At 63.2% G+C, this 17,165-nt stretch carries 18 protein-coding genes; 13 read left to right on the top strand and 5 right to left on the bottom strand.

All coding sequences use genetic code 11. The annotated features are described in order from the left end of the window. The first annotated feature begins 5 nt into the window (after positions 1-5). The 9 genes from CDO35_RS17950 (at position 6) to CDO35_RS17910 (ending at position 7,652) form a co-directional block, all read left to right on the top strand. Entirely contained in the window at positions 6-1,664 is a 1,659-nt protein-coding gene (locus CDO35_RS17950) for an OFA family MFS transporter (RefSeq protein ID WP_099526029.1), read from the top strand. Between the two features lie 145 nt (positions 1,665-1,809). Beyond that, complete coding sequence (gene hisB / locus CDO35_RS17945; RefSeq protein WP_099526028.1) at positions 1,810-2,403, top strand: imidazoleglycerol-phosphate dehydratase HisB; 594 nt, start codon at positions 1,810-1,812, stop codon at positions 2,401-2,403. Next, entirely contained in the window at positions 2,404-3,042 is a 639-nt protein-coding gene (gene hisH / locus CDO35_RS17940) for an imidazole glycerol phosphate synthase subunit HisH (RefSeq protein WP_099526027.1), read from the top strand. After that, positions 3,042-3,296, top strand: coding sequence for a DUF2164 domain-containing protein (locus tag CDO35_RS17935; protein WP_099526026.1), 255 nt, complete (start codon positions 3,042-3,044; stop codon positions 3,294-3,296). The genes hisH and CDO35_RS17935 overlap by 1 nt, the downstream gene beginning before the upstream one ends. Before the next feature lie 37 nt (positions 3,297-3,333). Next, on the top strand, positions 3,334-4,071 hold the full coding sequence (hisA, locus tag CDO35_RS17930) for a 1-(5-phosphoribosyl)-5-[(5-phosphoribosylamino)methylideneamino]imidazole-4-carboxamide isomerase (protein ID WP_099526025.1): 738 nt from the start codon (positions 3,334-3,336) through the stop codon (positions 4,069-4,071). A 150-nt stretch (positions 4,072-4,221) separates the two neighbouring features. Beyond that, positions 4,222-4,992, top strand: a complete 771-nt coding sequence (gene hisF / locus CDO35_RS17925; protein WP_099526024.1) for an imidazole glycerol phosphate synthase subunit HisF — start codon at positions 4,222-4,224, stop codon at positions 4,990-4,992. 196 nt (positions 4,993-5,188) lie between these two features. Next, positions 5,189-5,923: a substrate-binding periplasmic protein gene (locus CDO35_RS17920; protein WP_099526023.1), complete on the top strand. Its 735-nt coding sequence runs from the start codon at positions 5,189-5,191 to the stop codon at positions 5,921-5,923. An 84-nt stretch (positions 5,924-6,007) separates the two neighbouring features. After that, positions 6,008-6,763, top strand: a complete 756-nt coding sequence (locus CDO35_RS17915; protein ID WP_099526022.1) for a substrate-binding periplasmic protein — start codon at positions 6,008-6,010, stop codon at positions 6,761-6,763. A 133-nt stretch (positions 6,764-6,896) separates the two neighbouring features. Further along, complete coding sequence (locus CDO35_RS17910; protein ID WP_099526021.1) at positions 6,897-7,652, top strand: substrate-binding periplasmic protein; 756 nt, start codon at positions 6,897-6,899, stop codon at positions 7,650-7,652. 142 nt (positions 7,653-7,794) lie between these two features. On the opposite strand, the gene CDO35_RS17905 is transcribed toward CDO35_RS17910, so the two are convergent. From CDO35_RS17905 to gpmI, 3 genes are all read right to left on the bottom strand, one after another. Further along, on the bottom strand, positions 7,795-9,111 hold the full coding sequence (locus CDO35_RS17905; protein ID WP_099526020.1) for a S41 family peptidase: 1,317 nt from the start codon (positions 9,109-9,111) through the stop codon (positions 7,795-7,797). Positions 9,112-9,157: 46 nt separating this feature from the next. Beyond that, positions 9,158-10,408 (bottom strand): murein hydrolase activator EnvC family protein, encoded by a 1,251-nt coding sequence (locus CDO35_RS17900; protein WP_099526019.1) that lies wholly within the window; start codon positions 10,406-10,408, stop codon positions 9,158-9,160. Between the two features lie 107 nt (positions 10,409-10,515). Further along, positions 10,516-12,048, bottom strand: a complete 1,533-nt coding sequence (gene gpmI, locus CDO35_RS17895) for a 2,3-bisphosphoglycerate-independent phosphoglycerate mutase (protein WP_099526018.1) — start codon at positions 12,046-12,048, stop codon at positions 10,516-10,518. 147 nt (positions 12,049-12,195) lie between these two features. Between gpmI and CDO35_RS17890 the strand changes: the two genes are divergently transcribed. From CDO35_RS17890 to secB, 3 genes are read left to right on the top strand one after another with little or no spacing between them, the layout of a single operon-like run. Then, positions 12,196-12,609, top strand: a complete 414-nt coding sequence (locus tag CDO35_RS17890) for a rhodanese-like domain-containing protein (RefSeq protein WP_099526017.1) — start codon at positions 12,196-12,198, stop codon at positions 12,607-12,609. Position 12,610: 1 nt separating this feature from the next. Next, positions 12,611-12,871, top strand: coding sequence for a glutaredoxin 3 (gene grxC, locus CDO35_RS17885; protein WP_037002286.1), 261 nt, complete (start codon positions 12,611-12,613; stop codon positions 12,869-12,871). A 28-nt stretch (positions 12,872-12,899) separates the two neighbouring features. Further along, entirely contained in the window at positions 12,900-13,385 is a 486-nt protein-coding gene (gene secB, locus CDO35_RS17880; protein WP_099526016.1) for a protein-export chaperone SecB, read from the top strand. A gap of 61 nt (positions 13,386-13,446) precedes the next feature. On the opposite strand, the gene trmL is transcribed toward secB, so the two are convergent. Continuing rightward, positions 13,447-13,911: a tRNA (uridine(34)/cytosine(34)/5-carboxymethylaminomethyluridine(34)-2'-O)-methyltransferase TrmL gene (gene trmL / locus CDO35_RS17875; protein ID WP_099526015.1), complete on the bottom strand. Its 465-nt coding sequence runs from the start codon at positions 13,909-13,911 to the stop codon at positions 13,447-13,449. Here trmL and CDO35_RS17870 point away from each other — a divergent pair. Continuing rightward, positions 13,910-14,353 carry a hypothetical protein gene (locus tag CDO35_RS17870; protein WP_099526014.1) on the top strand — a complete coding sequence of 148 codons (444 nt, stop codon included), beginning with the start codon at positions 13,910-13,912 and terminating at the stop codon, positions 14,351-14,353. The two genes, trmL and CDO35_RS17870, sit on opposite strands and share 2 nt — an antisense overlap. 325 nt (positions 14,354-14,678) lie before the next feature. On the opposite strand, the gene CDO35_RS17865 is transcribed toward CDO35_RS17870, so the two are convergent. Then, entirely contained in the window at positions 14,679-17,057 is a 2,379-nt protein-coding gene (locus CDO35_RS17865) for a penicillin acylase family protein (protein ID WP_166432423.1), read from the bottom strand. Between the last annotated feature and the right edge of the window lie 108 nt (positions 17,058-17,165).

The following is a 17,165-nucleotide window of genomic DNA, read 5'->3' as shown; positions in this document are numbered from 1 at the left end:
TACCTATGACTGACGCCTTTGCATTGGATGGTGCTGCTGCGAAGCCGGCATTCCTGTCCAAGGAACGCATCATCGCGCGCCCCGGTTTCAACCGTTGGCTGGTTCCGCCAGCCGCTCTCGCCATTCACCTGTGTATCGGCATGGCCTACGGCTTCTCGGTATTCTGGCTGCCGCTCTCCAAGGCGGTCGGTATCACCGCTGCCACGGCTTGTGCCCCGGAAATGGGCTTCTTCGAGCAGATCTTCGCCAGCAACTGCGACTGGCAGATCTCCATGCTCGGCTGGATCTACACCCTGTTCTTCGTTTTCCTCGGCTGCTCGGCTGCCATCTGGGGTGGCTGGCTGGAGCACGCTGGCCCGCGCAAGGCGGGTGTGGTTTCCGCGCTGTGCTGGTGCGGCGGTCTGCTGATTTCCGCGCTGGGTATCTATACCCATCAGATCTGGCTGCTATGGCTGGGCTCGGGGGTAATCGGCGGTATCGGCTTGGGCCTGGGCTACATCTCGCCAGTATCGACCCTGATCAAGTGGTTCCCGGACAAGCGTGGCATGGCCACCGGCATGGCGATCATGGGCTTCGGCGGTGGTGCGATGGTCGGTGCGCCGCTGGCGGCAATCCTGATGAATCACTTCGCCTCGGCTGAAGGTGTTGGCGTGTGGCAGAGCTTCGTGGTCATGGCGGTGATCTACTTCATCTTCATGATGGGTGGCGCGCTGTCCTACCGCGTACCGCCAACCGGCTGGAAGCCGGCAGGCTGGACCGCGCCGGCAGCCAAAGCCAACAACGCGATGATCACCAAGGGTCACGTGCACGTTAATACCGCGTGGAAGACTCCGCAGTTCTGGCTGGTCTGGGCTGTGCTGTGCCTGAACGTGTCGGCGGGTATCGGCATCATCGGCATGGCCTCGCCGCTGCTGCAGGAAGTCTTCGCCGGCAAGCTGATCGGTATCGACCTGGCATTCAACGAATTGAACGCCGCGCAACTGGCCGAGATCGCCGCGATTGCCGCTGGCTTCACTGGTCTGCTCAGCCTGTTCAACATCGGCGGCCGCTTCTTCTGGGCCTCCTGCTCGGACTTCATCGGCCGCAAGGGCACCTACTTCGTGTTCTTCGGCCTGGGCTTCGCGCTCTACGCCGCGGTACCGATGCTGGGTCACCTGGGCAGCCTGGCGCTGTTCGTGCTGGCGTTCTGCATCATCCTGTCGATGTACGGCGGTGGTTTTGCCACCGTGCCGGCTTACCTGGCTGACCTGTTCGGCACGCAGATGGTCGGCGCGATCCACGGTCGCCTGCTGACTGCCTGGGCCGTTGCAGGTGTGCTCGGTCCGGTGCTGGTCAACTACCTGCGCGAGTACCAGCTGAGCATCGGTGTGGAGAAGGCCGCGGCCTACGACATCACCCTGTACATCCTCGCCGGCTTGCTGGTGCTGGGCTTCATCTGCAACGCCCTGGTACGTCCGGTGGCGCCGAAGTACTTCATGACCGAGGCCGAGCTGGCCGCAGAACGCGCCCATGGCGAGAAATCGGCACCGGCAGCGAGCGAGCTGGAGTGGTCGGCTGACCCGTCGAGCAAGCCGGTGGCAGTCGCTGCCTGGCTGGTGGTGGGCATTCCGCTGGCCTGGGGTGTGTGGATCACCCTGCAGAAGACCGTCGTGCTGTTCCAGTAACGTCGTGCTTGTGAAAAGCCCGCGCAGGCCTGGTGCCTGCGCGGGCTTTTTCGTTTCTGCCCGTCCGACCATCGCCGGTAGCCGTTGCCGCCCCGGCACGCCTATAATGCTGGCCTTTTTCCGTTAGTAATTCGTGGAGCTGGTGATGGCCGAACGTACGGCATTCGTCGAGCGCAACACCCTGGAAACCCAGGTCAAGGTCTCGATCAACCTGGATGGCACCGGCAAGGCCAAGTTTGACATTGGTGTGCCTTTTCTCGAGCACATGCTCGATCAGATCGCCCGTCATGGTCTGATTGACCTCGATATCGAGTGCAAGGGCGATCTGCATATCGACGACCACCACACCGTCGAGGACGTCGGTATTACCCTCGGCCAGGCCTTTACCAAGGCCATTGGCGACAAGAAGGGCATGACCCGTTACGGCCATTCCTACGTGCCGCTGGACGAAGCGCTGTCGCGCGTGGTGATCGACTTCTCCGGTCGCCCCGGCCTGCAGATGCACGTACCATTCACCCGTGCGGTGGTCGGTAACTTCGATGTCGACCTGTTCCAGGAATTCTTCCAGGGCTTCGTCAACCACGCCCTGGTCAGCCTGCATATCGACAACCTGCGTGGGCACAACACCCACCACCAGATCGAGACCGTGTTCAAGGCCTTCGGCCGCGCGCTGCGCATGGCTGTCGAGCTGGACCCGCGCATGGCCGGGCAGATGCCGTCGACCAAGGGCTGCCTGTAAATGCAGACGGTAGCCGTAATCGACTATGGCATGGGCAACCTGCACTCGGTGGCCAAGGCGCTGGAGCACGTCGGCGCTGGTCGCGTGCTGGTGACCTCCGATGCCAAAGTGATCCGCGAAGCGGACCGCGTGGTATTCCCCGGTGTCGGCGCGATCCGCGATTGCATGGCCGAGATCAAGCGCCTGGGCTTCGATGAGCTGGTGCGTGAAGTCAGTGCCGACCGCCCATTCCTCGGTATTTGCGTCGGCATGCAGGCGCTGCTCGAGCGCAGCGAGGAGAACGACGGCGTCGATTGCATCGGCCTGTTTCCCGGCCAGGTACGCTTCTTCGGCAAGGACCTGGCCGAGGAAGGCGAACGCCTGAAGGTGCCGCACATGGGCTGGAACGAAGTGGCGCAGGCGGTCAAGCATCCGCTGTGGCACGACATTCCCGACCACGCGCGCTTCTACTTCGTGCACAGCTATTACATCGAAGCCGGCAAGCCGCAGCAGGTGGTCGGTCGCGGTCACTATGGCAAGGACTTCGCTGCGGCGCTGGCCGAAGGCTCGCGCTTCGCCGTGCAGTTCCACCCGGAGAAGAGCCATACCCACGGCCTGCAGTTGCTGCAGAACTTCGCCGCCTGGGATGGTCGCTGGTAATGGCTCGTGCCAAGGTCCCCAGTCTCGCGCTCGAGCCCGCCCAGGAGCAGGCCGCGTTGCTGATGCTGCAGCGCTTTCTCGATGAGCGTTTCGAGTTGCAGCTGGGCACCTTCGAAGTGCAGGAAGTCCTCGACCAGATCACTCGCGAGCTGGCGCCGCACTATTACAACAAGGCGATTCTTGATGTGCAGGCGCACCTGAAAGACAGGTTCGAGAGCATCGAGAGCGACCTCTGGGCGCTCGAGAAGAGCTGAGCGCCTTACCGAATTCAAACTTGAGCAGGTTCAACCGATGCTGATTATCCCCGCTATCGATCTGAAGGACGGCGCTTGCGTGCGTCTGCGTCAGGGCCGTATGGAAGACTCCACGGTGTTCTCCGATGATCCGGTGAGCATGGCCGCCAAGTGGGTCGAGGGCGGTTGCCGCCGTCTGCACTTGGTCGACCTCAACGGCGCCTTCGAAGGCCAGCCGGTCAATGGTGAAGTGGTCACCGCCATCGCCAAGCGCTATCCGACCCTGCCGATCCAGATCGGCGGCGGCATCCGTACCCTGGAGACCATCGAGCACTACGTGCGCGCGGGCGTCAGCTACGTGATCATCGGCACCAAGGCGGTCAAAGAGCCCGAGTTCGTCGCCGAAGCGTGCAAGGCCTTCCCTGGCAAGGTGATCGTCGGCCTGGATGCCAAGGACGGTTTCGTCGCCACCGACGGTTGGGCGGAAGTGTCCAGCGTGCAGGCGACCGACCTGGCCAAGCGCTTCGAGGCTGACGGTGTATCCGCCATCGTTTATACCGACATCGCCAAAGACGGCATGATGCAGGGCTGCAACGTCGAAGCCACTGCTGCACTGGCTGCCGCCAGCCGCATCCCTGTGATCGCTTCCGGTGGTATCCATAACCTCGGTGATATCGAGAAGCTGCTGCTGGCGCGTTCGCCCGGCATCATCGGCGCCATCACCGGCCGTGCCATCTACGAAGGCACCCTGGATGTGGCCGAGGCGCAGGCCTTCTGCGACAACTTCAAGGGTTAAGCACGCTCTGAAGCCCTCGCTAAGCGAGCGAGCCGCTTCAGACGCAAGGCGCGTGGCGCGCAGCGACGAGACAGTACTGTAGTACGGCGAGGAGCGAGCGCCACGCAACGCCGCGGATGTGCGGCGCAGCCGGTTAGAGAGGGTTTCAGCATGGCATTGGCCAAACGCATCATTCCTTGCCTGGACGTGGACAACGGCCGCGTGGTCAAGGGCGTCAAGTTCGAGAACATCCGCGATGCCGGTGACCCGGTGGAAATCGCTCGTCGCTACGATGAGCAGGGCGCCGACGAGATCACCTTCCTCGACATCACCGCCAGCGTCGATGGCCGCGACACCACCCTGCACACCGTCGAGCGCATGGCCAGCCAGGTGTTCATCCCGCTGACCGTCGGTGGCGGCGTGCGCACCGTGCAGGACATTCGCAACCTGCTCAATGCTGGTGCCGACAAGGTCTCGATCAACACTGCCGCCGTATTCAACCCTGAGTTCGTCGGTGAAGCCGCTGCACGCTTCGGCTCGCAGTGCATCGTCGTCGCCATCGATGCCAAGCGCGTGTCTGCGCCGGGCGAGCTGGGCCGCTGGGAAATCTTCACCCATGGCGGGCGCAAGCCGACCGGCCTGGATGCTGTGATGTGGGCGCGCAAGATGGAAGAGCTGGGCGCCGGTGAGATTCTGCTCACCAGCATGGATCAGGACGGCGTCAAGAGCGGCTACGACCTGGGCGTGACCCGCGCCATCAGCGAGGCCGTGCGCGTACCGGTGATCGCCTCCGGTGGCGTCGGCAACCTGCAGCACCTGGCCGATGGCATCCTCGAAGGCAAGGCCGATGCTGTGCTGGCCGCAAGCATCTTCCATTTCGGCGAGTACTCCGTGCCGGAAGCCAAGGCCTACCTGGCCAGTCGCGGCATCGTGGTGCGCTGATCGGTAGGCGCTCGGGCTGCAAGCGGCTCTGAGCGCCCCGTATCGCCCGAATGACGCTGCTTTCGGGCAAAGCTGCGGGCGAGTCGACGGCAAAGTGCCAGCGATCTGGCTACCATTGACTTCACATCCCTGAATCCTTGGCTCCCGCGATTGCGGAGGGTCATCTTTTGCTGAGCATTTTCGACACGGAGTCTGCATGTTCCTTCTTCGATTCGTGACCATCCTGGCCCTCACCTGCGGCCTCAGCCTTGCGCGCGCAGAGTCGCTGGTACTGCTTACAGAGAACCTGCCGCCGTTCAACATGTCGGTCGCTGGCAACAACTTCGCCCGTGACGACAACGTTACCGGTATCAGTGCCGATATCCTGCGCGCCGTCTGCGAGCGAGCCGAAGTCGATTGCAAACTGATCCTGCGTTTCCCCTGGCAGCGCGTTTACCAGCAGACCCTGGATGATGCCGGTTATGGTCTGTTCTCGACGGCGCGCACGGCCGAGCGTGAAAAGCTATTCAAGTGGGTCGGGCCGATCGCGAGCAACGATTGGGTGCTGTTCGCCAAGGGTGACAGCACCATCCAGTTGGGCTCGCTGGAGGATGCCCGGCGTTACCGCATTGGTGGCTACAAGGGCGATGCCAAGACTCGTTTTTTGCTCGACAAGGGCATAGAGGTGCAAACAGCGCTGCGTGATACCGAGAACGTGCGCAAACTGGAGCGCGGGCAGATCGATCTGTGGGTCACTTCTGATCAGGCGGGGCGTTTCGTCGCGCGCCAAGAAGGCGTGGAGAACCTCAAGATGGTGCAGAAGCTTCACACTGCCGATCTCTACCTGGCGCTCAACCTGCAGACCTCTGACGAGCTGGTGCAGAAGTTGCAAAGTGCACTGGATTCGCTGCGAGCCGAGGGTGCGCTGAAGAATATCGAGGCGCGCTACTGAGGCAAACTGCCAGTAATCGCTGGGCCGGGGAGGGCACGGCGGTTATCCTGATGCGGTCTGCCTTTTCACAGAAAGAGAAATGTCATGTTCAAACGTCTGCTGACCGCGTTCGCTGGCACCCTTATGGTGCTCGCTGGTGCGGTGCGCGCCGAAGTGGACCCGAACTACACCGTGGTCCTGCTGACCGAGAACTTCCCGCCCTACAACATGGCGATCAACGGTAAGAACTTCGCTCAGGAAGACAATATCGACGGCATTGCCGCGGATGTGGTCAGAGAGATGTTCAAGCGTGCCGGGATCAAGTACAACCTGACCCTGCGTTTCCCCTGGGATCGCATCTACAAGCTGGCGCTGGAAAAACCGGGTTATGGCGTGTTCGTTACCGCGCGCCTGCCGGAGCGTGAGCAACTGTTCAAATGGGTTGGCCCTATCGGTCCTGACGACTGGGTACTGCTGGCCAAGGCTGACAGCTCGATCAATCTGACCAGTCTGGATGAGGCCAAGCAGTATCGCATCGGTGCCTATAAAGGCGATGCCATCTCCGAATACCTGACCGACAAGGGCGTGGAGCACAGCACCTCGTTGCGTGACCAGGAAAATGCACGCAAGCTGGTGGCCGGGCAAATCGACCTCTGGGCCACGGGCGACCCTGCTGGCCGCTACCTGGCCAAGCAAGAAGGTGTCTCCGGTCTGCGCACGGTGTTGCGCTTCGACAGCGCCGAGCTGTACCTGGCGCTGAACAAGGAAATGCCTGACGAGATCGTCGCCAAGCTGCAGGCGGCGCTGGATCAGATGCGCAGCGAAGGCTTCGTCGACGCGACGCTGAACAACTACCTGTAAGCACCGAACACGCGACCGGCCACGAGCCGGTCGCTTGCCATGGATGGCAGAGCCACTGAGTGCCAATGATCGGGCTCGGGCCCATGCAAGGATGTCGCTAGCCATAACCAAAATCATGCGAGCGGTACGTCTTATGCTGAATACTCTGAAGAAAAGCCTGTTTGTCGCCTTGTTCATGCTCTGCGGTTCCGCGCATGCGGAGTTGCCGCAGGATTACAAGGTGGTGCTGCTGACCGAGAATTTCCCGCCCTTCAACATGGCGGTGGACGACAAGAACTTCGCCCGTGACGACGGCATCGACGGCATCAGCGCCGACATCGTGCGCGAGATGTTCAAGCGTGCCGGTATCGACTACACCCTGACCCTGCGTTTCCCCTGGGACCGCCTGTATCGCCTGACGCTGGACAAACCCAACTACGGTCTGTTCTCCACCACTTACACCGAGGAGCGCAAGCCGCTGTTCAAATGGGTCGGTCCGATCGCCAAGACCGGCTGGGTGCTGCTTGCCGCGCCGGGTAACGACATCAAGGTGTCGAGCCTGCAGGACGCGGCCAAGTACCGTATCGGTGCCTACAAGAACGATGCCGTCAGCCAGAACCTGGAGAGCCAGGGCCTGGCGCCGATCAACGCCCTGCGTGATCAGGAGAACGTGAAGAAGCTGGTGCGTGGGCAAATCGACCTGTGGGCCACTACCGACCCGGTTGGCCGTTATCTGGCCAAGCAGGAAGACGTCACCGGTCTCAATACCGTGCTGCGCTTCAGGGAGGCCGAGCTGTACCTGGCCCTGAACAAGGACACTCCGGACGAGGTGGTCGAGCGCCTGCAGAAGGCGTTGGACGAGCTGCGCAGCGAAGGCTTCATCGACGATATTACCGAGAACTATCTGTAACCTCTGTGGCTCTAGAGCTCCGACCCTGGCGTCGGGCTCGGTGCGCATGGCGCACCCTACGAGGTGTGTAAGTCGCCGCAAAGCGCGTTGACATGAAAAAGCCCGGACAGTTGTCCGGGCTTTTTCATATTGCCGTATCGCCTCAGTTACCGCGTGTGACGCTCAGCCCCTTGAGCAGGTTCAGTGCCTGGCTCAGTTGGTAGTCGTCGTCCTGCGGGCGCTCGGCGCGTGCGGCCTGGGCGGCCTTGCTCGGGCGATCCGCGCCGCCGTTGCCATTGCCCAGGTGGCCCTGCAGATCCGCTTCCTTGATGCCCTCGCTGTCCTGCTCGCGGGTGAGCTTGGCGCGCGCTACTTCGATGTCAGGGATGATGCCCTGAGCCTGGATCGAGCGGCCGTTAGGGGTGAAGTACAGCGCCGTGGTGAGCTTCAGGGCGCGATCGTTGTTCAGCGGCAGCACGGTCTGTACCGAACCCTTGCCGAAGCTGTCGGTGCCCATCAGTACCGCGCGCTTGTGATCCTGCAGTGCACCAGCGACGATCTCCGACGCCGAGGCGCTGCCGCCGTTGATCAGCACCACCAGCGGTACGCCTTCGCTGGCATCGGCCGGGTCGGCGTTGAAGCGCAGTTCGGAGTTGGCCAGGCGGCCTTCGGTGTAGACGATCAGGCCGCTCTTGAGGAAGTGGTCGGTCACTTCCACGGCTGCCTGCAGCACACCGCCCGGGTTGTTGCGCAGGTCCATGACCAGGCCGCGCAGCTTCTTGTTGCCGTTTTCCTGGCGCAGTTTGGTCAGTGCCTTGCCCACTTCCTCGCCGGTGTTGACCTGGAATTGCGAGATGCGCAGATAGCCGTAGCCGTCTTCGAGTATCTGGCTCTTCACGCTGCGCACCTTGATCACCGCACGGGTCAGGGTCAGGTCGAACGGGCGACCGCCGTCACGCACCAGGGTCAGCTCGATCTTGCTGCCGGCCTTGCCGCGCATCTTGTCCACGGCTTCCATCATCGACAGGCCCTTGGTCGGCTGGCCGTCGATCTTGACGATCAGGTCGCCAGGCTGGATGCCGGCTTTCGAGGCGGGCGTGTCGTCGATGGGCGAAACCACCTTGACGAAGCCGTCCTCCATGCCGACCTCGATGCCCAGGCCGCCGAATTCACCGCTGGTGCTTTCCTGCAGCTCGGCGAAGGCTTCCGGCTCGAGGTAGGCCGAATGCGGGTCGAGGTTGCTGAGCATGCCCTTGATGGCATTTTCCAGCAGGGTCTTGTCGCTGACTGGCTCGACGTAAGCGGCCTTGATGCGGTCCATAACCTCGGCGAAGGTACGCAGATCATCCAGCGGCAGAGGGGCCTTGCCGCTCGCCGCCTGTGCTGGCGCGGGGGCAGGCTCGGCGGCGTGCAGGGCTGGAGCGCCGAGCAGCAGCCCGAGGGCCAGGGCCAGGCAGGTGGGGCGGAAGCGATGAGACATGAAAAAACTCCTAAATGGATGAGGCGCTATCAGGCTCTCGGCCTGATTATCCCTGCGCGCGGCACCACTGTGCCGGATCACTCGGACGACCGTTCTGGCGAATGGCGAAGTACAGTGCCGATGTTTCCTGACCACCGCTGCTACCAACGGTGGCGATGGGCTCGCCGGCTTTGACCACATCTCCGGCACTCTTGAGCAGGTTCTGGTTGTGGCCATATAGGCTCAGATAACCATTGCCATGGTCGAGAATGACCAACAGACCGGCGCCACGCAACCAGTCGGCGAATACCACTCGACCACCATGCACGGCGCGTACCTGGCTGCCGGCGGGTGCGCCGATCAGCACGCCGTCCCATTTAGTACGAGCGTCGCCGCCACGTGGGGTTCCGTAGCGTGCTACCAATCGGCCATCGACGGGCCACGGCAGCTTGCCGCGTGCACTGGCGAAAGGTCCGCCGTAGATAGCGCCGGACGTCACCAACGGACCGCTTGGTTGGCTGCTCTGCTGTCTGCCAGGCCGCGCCTGCTCTGCCTGCTGCGCTGCCAGGGCGCGCTTGCGCGCTTCCTCGGCTTCACGCGCCTGGCGGGCCAGGGTTTCCTCGATGGTCTTCAGTACACGGCCCAGTTCGGCCTGCTCCTGCTGGCGCGCCTTGAGTCGCTGGTCGCGGGTGGCGAAGTCGCTGTTTAGCTTGGCCAGGGCCTGCTGGCGCTCCTTGCGCGCCTCGGCAAGCTTGGCGTGACGTTCGTCCAGGCCGGCCTTCTGCGCCTGCAACTGGGCCTGATGGCTAGTGATTTCCTGCTCGACGTTGGCCAGCTGGCGCAGAGTCTCGTTGAATGCTGCGAGCTGCTCGAGGCGAGCCTGACTGAGGTAGTCGTAATAGGTGAGGGTGCGCGAGAATTTTTCCGGGTTCTGCTGGTTGAGCAGCAGCTTGACGTACTCCTGGCGGCCGCTCTGATAGGCGGCGCGGGCCTGGATGGCGATCAGCCGCTGCTGTTCAGTGCGCGCGCCCTGGAGTTTTTTTTTCTCCTGATCCAGGCGCTGGATTTCTTGCTCGCTGCCCTTGAGCTCGCGCTGCAGTTCCTTGACCTGACCTTCCAGGTCGCCCATCTCGGTCTCGGTCTTCTTCAACTGCTGCTGCACACCGGATTTTTCCTGCTGCAGTTTTTTCAGCAGTTTCTGCAACTCGGCCACGTCCTGGCGTGCTGCTTCCAGCTGGCGCTGGGTATCGGCACGCTCGTCGGCGATGGCCGGAGCGATCAGGCTGCTGAGCAGAATCAGGACAAGGATGCGAAGCATGGGCGAGGCGACACCGGAGGGCGAATTGAGGCCTAGTATGCCCGCGCTGCCGGGCAAAAAAAACGCCCCAGGCCTGATGGCGCGGGGCGTTTCTTGTTTTCTGTCGATTACTGCAGCTCGACGATAGTCTTGCCGGTCATTTCGGCCGGTTTTTCCATGCCCATCAGCTTGAGCAGGGTTGGCGCCACGTCGGCCAGTACACCGCCTTCGCGGATGCGTGCCGGACGTTCGCCGACGTAGATGAATGGCACCGGCTCGCAGGTATGCGCAGTGTGCGCCTGGCCGGTGCACTCGTCTTCCATCTGCTCGACGTTGCCGTGATCGGCGGTGATCAGCGCTTCGCCGCCGACCTTCGCCAGCGCCTCGGTGATGCGGCCGACGCAACTGTCGAGGGTTTCCACAGCCTTGACTGCTGCCTCGAATACGCCGGTGTGGCCAACCATATCGCCGTTGGCGTAGTTGACGATGATCACGTCATAGCGCTGATTTTCGATGGCATCGACGATCTTGTCGGTGACTGCCGGTGCGCTCATTTCTGGCTGCAGGTCGTAGGTGGCGACGTTCGGCGACGGAATCAGGATGCGTTCTTCACCCTCGAACGGCTCTTCGCGGCCGCCGGAGAAGAAGAAGGTGACGTGGGCGTATTTCTCGGTCTCGGCGATGCGCAGTTGGGTCTTGCCGTTCTTCGCCAGGTATTCGCCGAGCACGTTGGTCAGCGCTTCCGGGGCGAAGGCGCTGGGCGCTTTGATGCTCGCCGCGTACTGGGTGAGCATGACGAAACCGACCTGCGGTGCGCGCTTGCGCTCGAACTCCTTGAAGCCGGGCTCGACGAAGGCGCGAGTCAGCTCGCGGGCACGGTCGGCGCGGAAGTTCATGAACACCACGGCGTCGCCGTCCTCGACCTGTACCGGCGTGCCGACGGTGGTGGCCTTAACGAACTCGTCGCTCTCGCCGCGCTCATAGGCGGCCTGCAGGCCTTCAACGGCAGTGGCGGTGTTGAACTGGCCATTGCCGTCGACGATCAGCTCGTAGGCTTGCTGTACGCGATCCCAGCGGTTGTCGCGATCCATGGCGAAGTAGCGGCCGGTGAGGCTGGCGATACGGCCCTTGCCGAGGCGGGCGAAGGCTGCGTCGAGCAGTTCGATGGATGGCTGCGCGCTTTTCGGTGGGGTGTCGCGGCCATCCAGGAAGGCGTGCAGGTAGATCTTCTCGGCGCCGCGCTTGGCGGCCAGTTCGGCCATGGCGACGATATGATCCTGGTGGCTGTGCACGCCACCATCGGAGAGCAGGCCGAGGATGTGCACGGCCTTGCCGGCGGTCACGGCCTTGTCCACGGCCTGGTTGATCGTGGCGTTGTCGAAGAACTCGCCGTCACGAATCGCCTTGGTCACGCGAGTGAAGTCCTGGTACACCACGCGGCCAGCGCCGAGGTTCATGTGGCCGACTTCGGAGTTGCCCATCTGCCCGTCCGGCAGGCCGACGTCCATGCCGCTGCCGGAGATCAGGCCGTGCGGGTAGTTGGCGCGCAGGCGGTCGTACACCGGCGTGTTGGCAGCGTAGATGGCGTTGTACTCGGGTTTGTCGCTGTGACCGAAGCCGTCGAGGATGATCAGAACCAAGGGTTTTGGCGTGGCACTCATTAAACTGGCTCGCTCTGCGTCTGAGGGGGCAATGGAACAGCCCGGCATTTTAGGGCCAAGCGCCTGGCGCGTCACTGCCAGACGGGGTTTGGCCGACCTGTGGGCCTGTGTATACTGGCCGGCATTTTACCGTCCTGGGCCATATAGATGTTCGCCAACCTGATTGAATTCATCATCAACCACTACGTACTGAGTGGAATGTTCGCCGTTCTGCTGGTGTTGCTGATCGTCACCGAAATGCGCAAGGGCGGGCAGAGCCTGTCGAGCCGCGAGCTCACTGCGCTGGTCAACAGCGACAAGGGCGTGGTGCTCGACGTGCGTGCGCAGAAGGATTTCTCCGCCGGCCATATCGTCGATTCCCTGCACATCCCCTACGACAAGGTGGTCGCACGCATCGCCGAGCTGGAGAAGCACAAGACCAAGACCATTGTCGTGGTCGACGCCATGGGGCAGCACGCCGGCAGCATCGCCCGCGAACTGAAAAAGGCCGGTTTCACCGCTGCCAAGCTGTCCGGTGGTATTGCCACCTGGCGTGGCGACAACCTGCCGCTGGTGAAGTGATATGGCCAGCGTGGTCGTCTACTCCAGCGATTGGTGCCCCTACTGCATGCGTGCCAAGCAACTGCTGGCCAGCAAAGGGGTGGACTTCGAGGAAATCCGCGTCGACGGCCAGCCGGCCATCCGCGCGGAGATGACCCGCAAGGCCGGGCGCACCTCGGTGCCGCAAATCTGGATCGGCAGCACCCACGTGGGTGGCTGTGACGACCTCTATGCCCTGGAGCGCGCCGGCAAGCTCGATGCGCTGCTGCAGAGCCCCGCTTGAAACCTCAACGTTAAGGAAGGCAAACGCCATGACCGAGCAAGCCAACAGCGGCGCAGCCGCTGACGAATCGCAGAATCCGCAATTCTCCCTGCAGCGCATCTACGTCAAGGACCTGTCCTTCGAAGCGCCGAAGAGCCCGGAAATCTTCCGCCAGGAGTGGACGCCGAGCGTTGGCCTGGACCTGAACACCCGCCAGAAAGCGCTGGAAGGCGACTTCCACGAAGTGGTGCTGACCCTGTCGGTGACCGTGAAAAATGGCGAAGAAGTCGCTTTCATCGCTGAAGTGCAGCAGGCTGGCATCTTCCTGATCAAGGGCCTTGACGCTGCATCGATGAGCCACACCCTCGGCGCGTTCTGCCCGAACATCCTGTTCCCTTACGCTCGCGAAGCGCTGGACAGCCTGGTGACCCGTGGCTCGTTCCCGGCGCTGATGCTGTCGCCGGTGAACTTCGACGCACTGTACGCCCAGGAGCTGCAGCGCATGCAGCAAGCCGGCGAGAGCACTGCGCACTAAGCGCGGCTCGGTTGCATGAAAAAGCGCCCCTCGGGGCGCTTTTTTGTGTCCGCTCGCGGCCTTAGTCGGCGCCACCGAAGCCGTTCTGCCGCCAGGCTTCGTAAACGGTGACGGCCACGGTATTGGATAGATTCAGACTGCGGCAACCGGCGCGCATGGGTAGGCGTACGCGCTGCTCGGGTGGCAGGGCGTTGCGCACCTCTTCTGGCAGGCCGCAGCTTTCCGGGCCGAACAGGAAGGCGTCGCCGGGCTGGTAGGCGATCTCGTGGAACGGTTGCGAACCCTTGGTGGTGAAGGCGAAAACGCGCGGCTGGCCGAGGCTCTCGAGGCAACTCTGCAGGTCCGGGTGGCGCTTGAGCGTGGCGTATTCGTGATAATCCAGGCCGGCGCGGCGCAGGCGCTTGTCGTCCAGCTCGAAGCCCAGTGGCTCGATCAAATGCAGCTGGCAGCCGCTGTTGGCGCACAGCCTGATAATGTTGCCGGTATTGGGTGGAATTTCCGGTTGAAAGAGGATGACTTGGAACATGCAACACTCCGAGCGCTGGGACGAGCGCCATTCTACGCCGCCTGAAGATCCACGGCCGCGTTTGCGCTGGCGTTTCATGGCATCGGTGATGCTGATCGCCTTTCTCGTCGGCATGATGATTGGCCGGGTGTTCGATCCTCCGCGTCTGCGTATCGAGGATGTCGGGGCCTGGGAGCAGGGGTTGCAGCTCTGGTTCAACCGTGAGCCGCAAGCCCAGGCCGAGCATGTCGACGGCGCTCTGGTGTATCGCTACGAAGATGCCTACGGGCGGGTGCGCGAGGGGCAGCTGAAACTGCCGCTGGGCCTGGTGAACTGGCGGGTGGAGCGCGACGGGCGGGATCTGCTGCTGGTGCTGGTATCGCCCCGTCCGCTGGACGGGGAGTGGCGCGGTGCGCAAGAGGATGGACGTTGGCGTGCACGACTGGCACTGCGTCCCAAATAAAGAAGGGGATTCCCCGGCCTGCCTGTACCAAGGTCCCCGAAACGGGTGGCGCCGCGCTCGTTGGCCGAGCAATGGCGCGTTACACATGACGCGCGGTGGCGTCGAATAAAGAAGGGGATTCCCCGGCCTGCCTGTACCAAGGTCCCCGAAACTGGGATTGCCTTAGCCTATGCAGGGCGTGTGCCAGTTTTATTACCAGCGCCGCAAGTCGCGGTTTTTCGGGGTTGAGGCCCTCGGGCGAGGGCCTGCGGCGCTATTTTCAGCGCCGCTGTGCACCAGCGTGCAGCGTGATGCACCGTTGGCGCACCACGCTGTGTTCCCGCTGTTAGCGCGGCAGGAGCTGCAGGGTGGCCTGACTGTTGGCTTTGACGTCGGCGTCGCTCAGGTGCTGTGGCTGATACTCGCCAGTTACGTGGGCGGTCGCCTGATCGCCATAGTGGGCATCGAACGGTACGCCGCTCTGGCCCACAGGGATGCCACCCAGGGCCTTGCCGGCATCACCCAGGTCGACCAGACGCCGGGTCGAGGGTCCGTAAACCACCGGCCAGGGCGCCGGCCCTACCTTGTGCGACAGGTTGTTCGGCGTCTCATGGCCGCCCGGAGCCGCCATCGGGCCAACGTTCAGCAGCCAGGCCAGTGGCTGCTGTTGGCCGAGCGGGTGGCTATGAGTAAGGGTATGACCACGGCCCCAGGTCCAGGCTGCGGGATCATCGCCGAGAACGCTGCGCAGATGGTCCAGGCTGGCGCGCCAGGCGTCGGCGACGATCTGAGCGCGGCTCTCGCGTTGCTCGCTGCCCTGGCGATTCCACCAGGGCGAGTTGGCATTGGCGGTCAGGCGCGGCAAGGCAGTGTCGAGCACGCGGGTCTGCAGCAGGCTGTCGAAGAACACCTCGCCCAGCTCGTCGGCCATGGCTTCGTGGGCAAGCTGATAGGTCAGCTGGTTGAACAGGGTGGCGGCCACGGAGTCGAGCTCGTGGTCGCCATTCCACTTGGCCAGTTGCTCCACCAGTGCGCGCTCCTCATCGTTCGCCGCTGCTGCGCGCAGCTCGTCGAGGATCGGCGCCAGCAGACGCGGACCATAGCCGGTACCAGGATCGAGCTGCAGCGCCTGGCTGTTTTGCGTGTCCCATTTCACCGAGGCATCGCTCAGGCGCTGGTTGAGGCGCTGACCGCGATCAGGCAGGTTGTAGTAACCGGGAATCTCGATGCCGCTGGCCGGCACGGGCTGGTAGTTGGCCGAGAGGATATAGCCGCGCTCGGGGTTCTCTTCCTGCGGGTTGGTGCTGAAGGGGTGATAGCCGAGTTTGTCCGCTTCAGCGCTGGCGCCATCGAGGATGAAGGTCGGGTTGACGCCATCCGGGCGCAGCGGCAGCTTGGCCGCGGCCCACCAGGCGATGTCACCCCTGGCGCCGGCCCAGAGCACGTTGAGGCCGGGGGCCTCGATCTTCTCGACGGCGGTGCGGGCCTTGTCCAGGCTGTCGGCGCGGCCCAACTGGTAGAAAGCGTCGAGCATCGGGTTGTCGGTTTCGAGGAAGGCCCACCACATGGCGATCGGCGTGCTGCCGCTGGTCTGGCCCAGAGCATCGTTGATGATCGGCCCGTGCGGCGAGCGGCGCAGAGTGATTTTCACCGGCTCGGCGCCCTTGACCTTGATGCTCTCCATACGTTGTTCGAGGTCGACCCAGTTGCCCTGGTACCAGACCTGGTTGGGGTTGTCTGGATTGGTGCGCTCGGCGATCAGGTCGAGGTCGTCGTTCTGGAACATGGTCAGGCTCCAGGCAAAGTCACGATTGTGGCCAAGCATGGCGCTGGGAATCAGTGCGTGGTGGTAGCCATACAGCTCGTAACTGGGCGCCTGCAGGTGCGCTTCGTACCAGACGGCCGGCAGCGAGAAGCGAATGTGCGGGTCGCCTGCAAGCAGCGGTTTGCCGCTGGCGGTGCGGCTGCCGGATATCACCCAGGCGTTACTGCCTTCGAACTGCGGCAGACCGGTGCCCTCCAGAGCGCTGCTGCTGAGTTGGGCGATGGCGGAAAGATCCTGCCAGTCGCCGGCAGCCAGGGAGGTGCCAAGCACGCCCTGCGGATGCCAGTCGAGGTCGAACAGCTTGAGATAGTCCGCGCCCAGCTCGTCACGAATATGGGTCATCAGCGGTTCGGTGCGCAGGGCTGCGGCGAAGCTGTAGGCCATGTAACCGGCGACGCTGAGCGTATCGGCTGCGGTGAACGGACGTGGCTCGATGCCTAGCAGGTCGAACTCCAGTGGCCGTGGGCGGCTGGCCTGGTACTGGTTGACCCCTTCCAGATAGTGATTCAGCGCCTGGGTGGACGGGCTGTTGGGATCCAGCCGAGCGGCATAGGCATCGGCATGGCGGCCGATTTCCAGGGTACGGAACAGACGGTCAGTGGGCACCAGCTTTTCGCCGAGCACTTCGGCCAACTCACCGCGCGCCAGACGCCGCAGCAGCTCCATCTGGAACAGACGATCCTGGGCGTGCACGAAACCCAGAGCGCGGTACATGTCCGCCTCGCTCTCGGCGCGGATGTGCGGCACGCCGCGTTCGTCGTAGTCGACCGTGACCGGCGCCTGCAGGGCGGCGAGCACCAACTCGCCATCGCGCTGCGGTTGCTTGTCGTGCAGGTACCAGGTCAGGCCGCCTGCCGCGGCGGCAACCAGCAGGGCAAGGGCGGTCAGGGAGCGTTTCATCCAGCGATCCTTATTGTTGTGGGGCAAGCGTGCGAGCATTTTGCGCGGGCGTCCTGGCGTCGGCATTGACCATATGCCTCGATGCTGAAAGTCTATGGTCAAAGCCTG

The sequence above is a fragment of the Pseudomonas sediminis genome, assembly GCF_002741105.1.
Classification (GTDB): Bacteria; Pseudomonadota; Gammaproteobacteria; order Pseudomonadales; family Pseudomonadaceae; genus Aquipseudomonas; species Aquipseudomonas sediminis.
Note: the sequence above shows the minus strand (reverse complement) of the source record. Positions and strands in the feature narration are given on the sequence as shown.